A 9,278-nucleotide genomic window follows, 5' to 3' on the forward strand; every position below is an offset into this window, starting at 1 on the left:
TGGGTGCCCTGCGCGTCGGGCCGGCTCAGTGCGCCCGGGCGCGGGCGTTGACCACCGAGAGCGCGGCCAATACCGCTACGACCACGCACGCGGACACGATCTGCGTCCGCGCCGTCGCGTCGGTGAGCATGAGGCCCGCGAGCGCCAGGATGAGTGCCACCGTGAGCCACGGCAGCCACGGGTGGCCCCACATGCGCAGGCGGAGCCTGCCCTCGGCCTCGAGCCGCGGCCGCAGCCGGATCTGTGAGGCGGCGATCGCGAGCCACACCACGAGCAGTGTCGCCCCGACGGCGTTGAGCAGGAACGCGAGAAGCCCCTCCGGGCTCCACCACTGCAGCGCGACGGCCACGAACCCGAAGAACACCGACACCCACACGGCGACGGACGGGCTGAGCGCCACGTTGGTGTGGGTGAGCACCTCCGGGCCGTCGCCCTGCCGCGCGAGGGAGAACGCGAGCCGGGACGTGCCGTAGATCTGCGCGTTGAACGAGGAGAGCAGCGCGAGGACGATGACCGCCTCGAGAAAGCCCACCGCGTAGGGCAGGTTCGCCAGCCGGAGGACCGCCGCGAACGGGCTGTCGGCCGCGGAGTCGGCGGCCGCCTGCTCGGTCCAGGGCAGCAGCGTGACGATGATGGCCACCGAACCCAGGTAGAAGACCGCGATGCGCCAGATCACCGACCGGATCGCCACCCCGATGTTGTGGACGGGGTCCTCGGACTCGGCGGCGGCGATCGTCACGATCTCGATGCCGCCGAACGCGAACGCCACCGCCAGCAGGCCCGCCGCGACGCCTGCCCAGCCGTTGGGCAGGAACCCGCCGTGTCCGGTGAGGTTGGTGGCACCGACAAAGGTGTGGCCGGGCAACAGGCCCGCCACGAGGAGGACGCCCAGCACGAGGAACGCGATGATGACGGCGACCTTGATGATCGCGAACCAGAACTCGAACTCACCGAACGCCCGGACCCGCGCGAGGTTGACCACCGCAAAGACGAGCATGCAGGCCAGTGCCGGGATCCACGGGTCCACGCCGAACCACGCGGACATGATCGCCGACGCCCCGGTGATCTCGGCGCCCATCACCATGATGAGCATGAACCAGTAGAGCCAGCCCACCACGAAGCGGGCGTGCCTACCGAAGGCCTCGCCGGCGTACGAGGCGAACGAGCCCGACTCGGGGATCGCGGCGCCCATCTCGCCGAGCATCCGCATGACCAGCAACACGATCACGCCCGCGGCGAGGTAGGACAGCAGGACTGCGGGTCCGGCGGCCGAGATCCCGACGCCGGTGCCGAGGAAGAGCCCGGCGCCGATCGCCGAGCCCAGCCCCATCATGGTGAGGTGGCGGGCGCGGAGCGTCCGCGAGAGGTCGGGGGAGGCGGTGCCCCCGTCGGATGTCCGTGCGTCAGTCATTCGCGTGTAGCGCGGCGTTGAGCTCCACGCCCTCGCGCTTCCACGGCACGGCCTCGACGGCGCCCGACACCGAGTTGCGGCGGAACAGCAGGTTGTCCATGCCGGAGAGCTGGCCGGCCTTGACGGCCTCGCGTTCCGCCCAGGCGCCGGCCCGGACGTCGACCTTGGTGCCGGCGGTGACGTAGAGGCCGGCCTCCACCACGCAGTCGTCGCCCAACGAGATACCGATGCCGGAGTTGGCGCCGAGCAGGCAGCGCTCGCCCACGGAGATGGTCTCCTTGCCGCCCCCGGAGAGCGTGCCCATGATCGATGCGCCGCCGCCGACGTCCGAGTCGGCCCCCACCACGACGCCGGCCGAGATGCGGCCCTCGACCATCGACGGCCCGAGGGTGCCGGCGTTGAAGTTGACGAAGCCCTCGTGCATGACGGTCGTCCCCTCGGCGAGGTGGGCGCCGAGGCGGACGCGGTCGGCGTCGGCGATCCGCACGCCCGACGGCACCACGTAGTCGACCATCCGCGGGAACTTGTCCACGCCGTAGACGGTCACCGGGCCGCGGGCCCGCAGCCGGGCGCGGGTGGCCTCGAAGCCCTCGACCGCGCACGGTCCGTGGTTGGTCCAGACCACGTTGGACAGGGTGCCGAACAGCCCGTCCATGTTGGCGAAGTGTGGCTTGACCAGCCGGTGGGAGATGAGGTGCAGCCGCAGGTACGCGTCGTAGGCGTCGACCGGCGGCTCCGTGAGGTCGGCGATCTCCACGCGGACGGCGACGCGCTCGACCCCGCGGTCGGCGTCGGCGCCCACGAGGGGCGCGAGGTCGGCCGGGACCTCGTCGCCGGAGAGGACGCGGTGACCGCCCCCGGATCCGGCGCCGAGCTCCGGCGACGGGTACCACACGTCGAGCACGGTGTGGTCGGCGGTCAGCGTGGCGATCCCGGTGGCGGCGGCTCCCTGTGCACTCATGCCCCAGATGCTAGCGGGCGACACCGACACGGCCGGTCGAGGGCATCTAAGGTGGACACGTGACCGCCGTTCCCGACCTGACCGCCGATCCGGTCGACCTCACCCGCGCGCTGGTCGACATCCCCAGTCCGTCCCGCGAGGAGGCCGCCGTCGCGGACGCGGTGCACGCGGCGCTCGCGAGGACAATCGCCGGGTTCACCGGGCCCGCGGCCGGCCGGACGGAGCTCGTGCGTGACGGCAACCGGGTCCTGGCGCGGACGCACCGGGGCCTGCCCATGCGCGTGGTCCTCGCGGGGCACCTCGACACGGTCCCGATCGCCGACAACGTGCCCACGCGCCTCACCGGCGAGGGGGCGGACCTGGTCCTGCACGGCTGCGGGACCGTGGACATGAAGTCCGGCGACGCGGTGTTCCTTCACCTGTTCGCGACCCTGGCGGACGCCCCCGACCTGGCCCACGACCTCACCCTGGTCCTCTACGACTGCGAGGAGATCGAGGCCACGGCCAACGGCCTCGGTCACCTCGAGCGCACCCACCGCGACTGGTTGGGCGGCGACGTGGCGATCCTCGGCGAACCCACCGGAGGGCTCATCGAGGCCGGCTGTCAGGGAACGCTGAGGATCCGAGTCCACGCGCGTGGTGTCCGCGCGCACTCCGCGCGCAGCTGGCTGGGCGACAACGCCGTACACCGACTCGCCCCGGTGCTCGCGGCGCTCGCCTCGTACGAGGCCCGGTCCGTGGACATCGACGGCTGCGTCTACCGGGAGGGCCTCCAGGCCGTCCGCATGTCGGCGGGTGTCGCGGGCAACACCGTCCCGGACGAGGCCTGGCTCGACGTCAACTTCCGATCCGCCCCGGACCGGGACACCGACGCCGCGCTCGCGCACACCCTCGACGCCCTGGGACTGACCGGCGCCCCGCGCGTGGCCGCCGGTGAGGCGCCGCCCCACGGCCCGGGCCTGTCGTGGGAGCTGACCGACCTCTCGCCCGGCGCGTTGCCCGGGCTGTCCGCCCCGGCCGCCGCCGACCTGGTGCGGGCGGCGGGCGGCCAGGTACGCGCCAAGTACGGGTGGACCGACGTCTCCCGCTTCGCGGCGCTGGGGATCCCCGCCGTCAATTTCGGCCCCGGCGACCCGGGCCTGGCGCACAAGCGCGACGAGCACTGCCCCGCGGAGCAGATCACCGAGGTCGCCGAGGTGCTCCGCCGGTACCTGACCACCGCAACCTGACCACCGCAGCCCGACCACCGCCGTCCGACCGGCCCCGAGGAGTACACCAGACCATGGCGCCCACCGACCCCGTCCACCTGCGTGGACCCGTCCTGGTCCGTCGCGACCAGAAGCAGTCGCGCACCACCACGGACTCCCGGCTGTTGGACAAGAACCAGGACACCGACTGGTTGCACACCGACCCGTGGCGCGTCCTGCGCATCCAGAGCGAGTTCGTCAACGGATTCGGTGCGCTCGCCGAGTTGCCGGACGCGGTGAGTGTGTTCGGCTCGGCGCGGACGCGTCCGGGCGATCCGGCCTACGAGCAGGCCGTGGAACTCGGTCGTGCGCTCGCCGAGGCCGGCTATGCCGTCGTCACCGGCGGCGGGCCGGGCCAGATGGAGGCCGCCAACAAGGGGGCGTGGGAGGCCGAGGGCCGCTCGGTGGGGCTCGGGATCGAGCTGCCCATGGAGCAGGGCATGAACCGCTGGGTGGATCTGGGCCTGCACTTCCGCTACTTCTTCGTGCGCAAGACCATGTTCGTCAAGTACACGCAGGCCTTCGTGTGCACGCCGGGCGGGTTCGGGACACTCGACGAGTTCTTCGAGGCCATCACGCTCGTTCAGACGGACAAGATCACGCGGTTCCCCATCGTGTTGCTGGGTGTGGCGTTCTGGACCCCGCTGGTGGACTGGATCCGGGACACCCTGGCCGCCGAGGGGATGATCTCGGATGCCGATCTCGACCTGTTTCTCGTCACCGACTCGGTCGCCGAGGCCGTCGCGTATATCCGCGACGCCCACGAGCGCGCCGCGTTCACCGCCGAGCAGAGGGAGGACCTCTACGGCGAGGAGCACCGCGGGATCGAACGGTGACGGCCGGCGCGTCCGGTCGTCGGGTGTGCGTCTACTGCGCGTCCTCCTCGTACGACCCCGAACTCCTGGAGATCGCCGACGCGGTGGGTACCGCCATCGCCAGCCGCGGCTGGACCCTCGTCTCCGGCGGCGGCAACGTGTCCATGATGGGCGCGCTCGCCGAGGCAGCCCGCGCCGGCGGCGCCCGGACGGTGGGCGTGATCCCCGAGGGGCTGCGGGTGCGTGAGGTGGCGGACACGGCGGCGGACGAGCTCGTGGTGGTGACGACGATGCGCGAACGCAAACGGGAGATGGAGGAGCGCTCGGACGCGTTCCTCACCCTGCCGGGCGGGATCGGCACCCTCGAGGAGATGTTCGAGGCGTGGACGGCCGCGTCCCTGGGCTTCCACCACAAGCCGGTGGTGCTCTATGACCCGATCGGCTTCTACACCCCGCTCCTGGAGTGGGTGGAGGGCCTGGCCGAGGCCGGGCTGGTCAAGCGCGACGCCATGGCCTCACTGGTGGTGTGCCGTGACCTGGAGGACGCCCTCGACGCCTGTGGGGGACGGCTGTGACCCACCCCGGGGCGGCGGACCCGCTGCCCACCCTCTGCGGCCGTCCGGTGCCGGTCGAGCGGCCGCTCGTCATGGCGATCGTCAACCGCACCCCGGACTCCTTCTACGACCGTGGAGCCACCTTCACCGACGAGGCGGCGATGCGCCGGGTCGAGGAGGCCGTGGCCGACGGCGCGGACGTGCTCGACATCGGCGGTGTCAAGGCCGGGCCCGGCGACGAGGTCGACGAGGCGGAGGAGACCCGGCGTGTGATCCCGTTCGTCGAGGCGGTCCGCTCGCGGCACCCCGGGGTCCTGCTGTCGGTGGATACGTGGCGGGGATCGGTCGCGCGCCGCGCGCTGGCCTCCGGTGCCGACCTCGTCAACGACACCTGGGCGGGTCACGACCCCACGGTCGTCGAGGCCGCCGCGGAGGCGGGGGCGGGTTTCGTCTGTTCGCACACCGGCGGCGCTGTGCCGCGGACCCGCCCGTTCCGGGTGGGCTACACGGATGTCGTGGCCGACGTCGTCGCCGAGCTGTCGGCCGGCGCCGAGCGCGCCACGCGGGCGGGGGTGCCGGTCGACGGGATCCTCGTGGACCCCACGCACGACTTCGGCAAGAACACCTTCCACGGCCTCGAGCTGCTGCGGAGGACGGACGAGATCGTCGCGCTCGGCCATCCGGTCCTCATGGCGCTGAGCAACAAGGACTTCATCGGCGAGACGCTCGACGCCGGTATCGACGACCGTCGGGAGGGCACGCTCGCCGCCACCGCGGTGGCAGCCTGGCTCGGTGCCCGCGTGTTCCGCACCCACGACGTCCCGGGCACCCTGCGCACGCTGGAGATGGTCGCCTCGATCCGCGGGACCCGGCCGCCGGCCCGCACGGTCCGCGGCCTCGCCTGACCCCCGTACGGGGTCACCCCTAGACTGGGTGGTGTGCTCACCGTCGTCATCTATGTGATCGCCACCGTCGTCGTCGCGGCCGCCCTGTACGTCCTGGCCGTCGCGGTGTTCGGGCGGTCCGAGGTGCTCCCGCCGCTCTCCCGGGGACACACCCTCACCTCCCTGCCGGAGGGGCCGCTGACGGGGGACGACCTCCGCGCGGTGCGCTTCGCGATGGCCCCGCGCGGCTACACGATGTCCGAGGTCGACTGGGCACTGGAGCAGGCCGCCGGCGAGATCGACCGCCTCCGAGCGCGTCTCGCGGAGGTCGCTGAGGCCGCTCCGGCGTCTCACGACGACGCGACGCGCTAGAATCGACGGCACCATCTCTACACGACCGCACACGGGTCCGGCCGCCTGTCACGACGGCGCCACCCGTAGCCAAGGACGAAGGGAATCGACCCGATGGCGGCTATGAAGCCCAGGACCGGTGACGGACCGATGGAAGCGGCCAAGGAGGGCCGCGGGATCGTCATGCGCGTCCCTCTCGAGGGCGGTGGACGTCTCGTCGTCGAGCTCACGCCGGACGAGGCGACCCTGCTCAGCGAGGAGCTGGCGCAGGCCACCTCCTGATCCACCGACACCATCGACCGACGCACCCGCTGTCCACGGCGGGTGCGTCGAATCGTCTGTGAGGAAGGTCCCCGATGTCCGCCGTCCCGTCCCGCCCGCTACCCGCCGTCGCCGTCGTCCCCGGTACCGACCCCGGCGCCTCCTGGCGCGCCGCCACCCGACCGCCGGAGCCGGGCCGACCCCCGCGCGGGCTGCCGCGCGAGGTGCGTGTCGCCGCCGCCCCCGGGACGGCCCCCGGGTCCGCGCCCGTGCTCGAGGTGGAACTCGACAGCGCGCGGCCCCGGCCGGGGTGGGCCGGCACGGTGGACGAGGGCCTCGCCACCCGGCGCGCGGGGGCGGCCCTCGCCCGGTACCTGCGTGACCGGCGGGCGACGGGTGCTCTCGCCGTCGCCGTTCCCGCCGTGGTCACCGCCGAGCGCGTCGGGGACCTCGTGTTGGGATACCTGGTGGGCGCGCGCCGCCAGGACGCGTGGTCTGCACGCCCGGAACCCGTGGCACCGGCCCTGGTCCTGGAGTGTGACGACGACGAGCTCGCCACCGTCCGCGAGCGGGTGGCGGCCGCCGAGGAGGCCGCCCGCGCCACCGCCCTGGCCCGCGACCTCGCCGGCGCCCCGTCGGATCTCAAGACCCCCGAGTGGCTCACCGGGCGGATGGCGGAGGAGCTCTCGGCCGCCGGGATGGACGTCCGCGTCCTCGCGGGGCAGGAGCTCGTCGACGGTGGCTTCGGTGGCGTCCTCGCCGTGGGCGGGGGCTCCGACGCCGCGCCCCGCGTCCTCGTCGCCCGACGGCCCGGCCCGGGCCCGCGCGTGCTGCTCGTGGGCAAGGGGATCACCTTCGACACCGGCGGCATCTCCGTCAAGCCGGCCGACGGCATGCACCTCATGCGCACCGACATGGCCGGCTCGGCCGCCGTCGCGGCCGCCGCCGCGGCCTTCTGCGCCGGGGGGCCGGGTCGCGACGTCGACGCGGATGCCGCACTCGACCTCACCGTCGTCGTCCCGTCCGCCGAGAACATGCTCTCCGGGTCCGCCTACCGGCCCGGTGACGTCGTCACCCACGTGGGCGGCATCACCTCGGAGGTCACCAACACCGATGCGGAGGGCCGCATGGTCCTGGCCGACGCCCTCGCCCACGGCATCGCGGAATCCGACCCCGATCTCGTGGTGGACGTCGCCACCCTCACCGGAGCGATGAAGGTCGCACTCGGCATGCGGACCGGTGCCCTCATGGCCACCGACGACGATCTCGCGGACCGCATCGCCGCCGCCGGTGCCACGGCGGGGGAGCGGTGGTGGCGCCTGCCGCTGCCCGAGGAGTACCGCGACGCGGTGAGGTCCTCCGTCGCCGATCGTCGGCAGGCGCCGAAGGGCCCCGGCGCGATCACCGCTGCGCTGTTCCTCGAGGGCTTCGTCGACGGCCGGCCCTGGGCGCACCTCGACATCGCCGGCCCGGCCCGCTCGCCTGAGGAGATCGACGAGGTCGGCCCCGTCGCGACCGGCTTCGCCACCCGGACGCTCCTGGGACTGCTCCGCGGCCTGGTCGACCGGCCGCGCGGGTGACCTCCCCCACGGCACTCCTGCGGAGCCTGCCCCTGCTGCGGTGCCCGAACTGCGGCGAGGGCTTCGAGGAGACCGACCGCGGGGTCGTCTGCGGGCGCGGCCACTCCTTCGACCGCGCACGGCAGGGGTACCTCACCCTGTTCGGGCCCCGTGGTCGGCGCTTCCCCGGGGACACCCCGGACCAGGTGGCCGCGAGGGAACGGTTTCTCGGCGGGGGTTGGTACGCGTCCGTCGCGGACGCGGTGGCGGGGGCGGTGCGCGCCTCGTCGTCGTCCCCGGCAGGCGGCCCGGTGGTCGCGGAGTTCGGCGCCGGGACCGGGTACTACCTCGCCCACGTGCTCGACGGTCCCGGTCCCGCACTGGGGCTCGGCGCCGATATCTCGGCCGCCGCGGCCCGACGGTTGGCCCGTGCGCACCCGGACCTGGCCGCATTGGTCTGCGACACATGGGGGCCGCTGCCCGTCGCCGACGGCGTGGTGGACGCGTTGCTCGTGGTGTTCGCGCCGCGCCACCCCGCCGAGTTCGCCCGCGTGCTCCGTCCCGGTGGAGTGGCGGTCGTCGTGACCCCCGGAGACGGGCATCTCGAACCGTTGCGCTCCCGGCTGGGGATGCTCGGCGCCGACCCCACCAAGGACGCCCGACTCGGCGAGGACTTCGCGGAATGGGAGGCGGTCGGGGAGCGGCGCGTCAACGTGCGGCTTCCGCTGGACCGGGAGGCGGCTCGCGACCTCGCGGTCATGGGGCCGAGCGGTGTGCATCTGGATCAGGCAGACCTCGAGGTCGCGATCGACCGGGCCTTCGACGACACCACGCTGCCGACCCGACTCCACGTGCGTGTGCGTGTGTTCCGCAGGCCTGCGTGAGGGGAGCTCGGACCGGATCCGGAGACCGGTGCCTGTGCCGCTGGCTGAGCTGATTGATGCGCACCGTCGAGGGGCGTCCGGTGCCCTGGACGGGGCGTCTTGGTGCAGGGGTGAGGCCGGGTTCCAGTGGGCCAGGGGGTGCTGTCGTCCCGGGTCATGGCCGGGGGTGCCCTAGAGGGGGTGTCTTGGTGCACGGCGGCGCCCGGGGCAGGTTCCACCGGACCATGCGGACATCGGGGTGGGGCTCGTTGCGGTGGGCGCTGTCGCCCCGGGTCCTGGCCGAGGCTGCCCTAGAAGGGGTCTCTTGGTGCAGGGGCGGGCCCGGGTTCCAGCGGGCCATGGGTGCTGTCG

The 9,278-nt window shown here is 73.3% G+C and carries 10 protein-coding genes; 8 read left to right on the forward strand and 2 right to left on the reverse strand.

Annotated elements, in window-relative coordinates:
* Positions 1–25 precede the first annotated feature (25 nt).
* Together ACH0BZ_RS14075 and dapD are read right to left on the reverse strand one after the other, a co-directional pair.
* Positions 26–1,411, reverse strand: coding sequence for an amino acid permease (locus tag ACH0BZ_RS14075; RefSeq protein WP_406899205.1), 1,386 nt, complete (start codon positions 1,409–1,411; stop codon positions 26–28).
* Entirely contained in the window at positions 1,404–2,372 is a 969-nt protein-coding gene (gene dapD, locus ACH0BZ_RS14080) for a 2,3,4,5-tetrahydropyridine-2,6-dicarboxylate N-succinyltransferase (RefSeq protein WP_406899206.1), read from the reverse strand. Before dapD ends, ACH0BZ_RS14075 begins: the two co-directional genes overlap by 8 nt.
* 59 nt (positions 2,373–2,431) lie before the next feature.
* Between dapD and dapE the strand changes: the two genes are divergently transcribed.
* The 8 genes from dapE (at position 2,432) to ACH0BZ_RS14120 (ending at position 8,927) form a co-directional block, all read left to right on the forward strand.
* Positions 2,432–3,601, forward strand: coding sequence for a succinyl-diaminopimelate desuccinylase (gene dapE / locus ACH0BZ_RS14085; protein WP_406899208.1), 1,170 nt, complete (start codon positions 2,432–2,434; stop codon positions 3,599–3,601).
* Positions 3,602–3,654: 53 nt separating this feature from the next.
* Positions 3,655–4,455: a TIGR00730 family Rossman fold protein gene (locus ACH0BZ_RS14090; protein WP_406899210.1), complete on the forward strand. Its 801-nt coding sequence runs from the start codon at positions 3,655–3,657 to the stop codon at positions 4,453–4,455.
* The gene (locus tag ACH0BZ_RS14095) at positions 4,452–5,009 is read left to right on the forward strand and encodes a TIGR00730 family Rossman fold protein (RefSeq protein ID WP_406899212.1); all 558 of its coding nucleotides are present in this window, start codon (positions 4,452–4,454) and stop codon (positions 5,007–5,009) included. Before ACH0BZ_RS14090 ends, ACH0BZ_RS14095 begins: the two co-directional genes overlap by 4 nt.
* Before the next feature lie 71 nt (positions 5,010–5,080).
* Entirely contained in the window at positions 5,081–5,893 is an 813-nt protein-coding gene (gene folP, locus ACH0BZ_RS14100) for a dihydropteroate synthase (protein ID WP_406899225.1), read from the forward strand.
* Between the two features lie 33 nt (positions 5,894–5,926).
* Positions 5,927–6,244 (forward strand): DivIVA domain-containing protein, encoded by a 318-nt coding sequence (locus ACH0BZ_RS14105; protein WP_406899214.1) that lies wholly within the window; start codon positions 5,927–5,929, stop codon positions 6,242–6,244.
* A gap of 93 nt (positions 6,245–6,337) precedes the next feature.
* A complete protein-coding gene (locus ACH0BZ_RS14110; protein ID WP_406899215.1) occupies positions 6,338–6,505 on the forward strand; it encodes a DUF3117 domain-containing protein in 168 nt (55 codons plus the stop codon).
* A gap of 74 nt (positions 6,506–6,579) precedes the next feature.
* Complete coding sequence (locus ACH0BZ_RS14115; RefSeq protein ID WP_406899217.1) at positions 6,580–8,064, forward strand: leucyl aminopeptidase family protein; 1,485 nt, start codon at positions 6,580–6,582, stop codon at positions 8,062–8,064.
* Positions 8,061–8,927, forward strand: a complete 867-nt coding sequence (locus ACH0BZ_RS14120) for a putative RNA methyltransferase (RefSeq protein ID WP_406899218.1) — start codon at positions 8,061–8,063, stop codon at positions 8,925–8,927. The genes ACH0BZ_RS14115 and ACH0BZ_RS14120 overlap by 4 nt, the downstream gene beginning before the upstream one ends.
* The last annotated feature ends 351 nt before the right edge of the window (positions 8,928–9,278 follow it).

The sequence above is a fragment of the Dietzia sp. 179-F 9C3 NHS genome (genome assembly GCF_045369825.1).
In the GTDB taxonomy this organism is placed as follows: domain Bacteria; phylum Actinomycetota; class Actinomycetes; order Mycobacteriales; family Mycobacteriaceae; genus Dietzia.

What these genes read in the sequence shown, in the direction of transcription:
- ACH0BZ_RS14075 (WP_406899205.1), bottom strand. Translation starts at nt 1,411, where the DNA reads ATGACTGACGCACGGACATCCGACGGGGGCACCGCCTCCCCCGACCTC.
- dapD (WP_406899206.1), bottom strand. Translation starts at nt 2,372, where the DNA reads ATGAGTGCACAGGGAGCCGCCGCCACCGGGATCGCCACGCTGACCGCC.
- ACH0BZ_RS14090 (WP_406899210.1), top strand. Translation starts at nt 3,655, where the DNA reads ATGGCGCCCACCGACCCCGTCCACCTGCGTGGACCCGTCCTGGTCCGT.
- folP (WP_406899225.1), top strand. Translation starts at nt 5,081, where the DNA reads ATGGCGATCGTCAACCGCACCCCGGACTCCTTCTACGACCGTGGAGCC.
- ACH0BZ_RS14110 (WP_406899215.1), top strand. Translation starts at nt 6,338, where the DNA reads ATGGCGGCTATGAAGCCCAGGACCGGTGACGGACCGATGGAAGCGGCC.
- ACH0BZ_RS14115 (WP_406899217.1), top strand. Translation starts at nt 6,580, where the DNA reads ATGTCCGCCGTCCCGTCCCGCCCGCTACCCGCCGTCGCCGTCGTCCCC.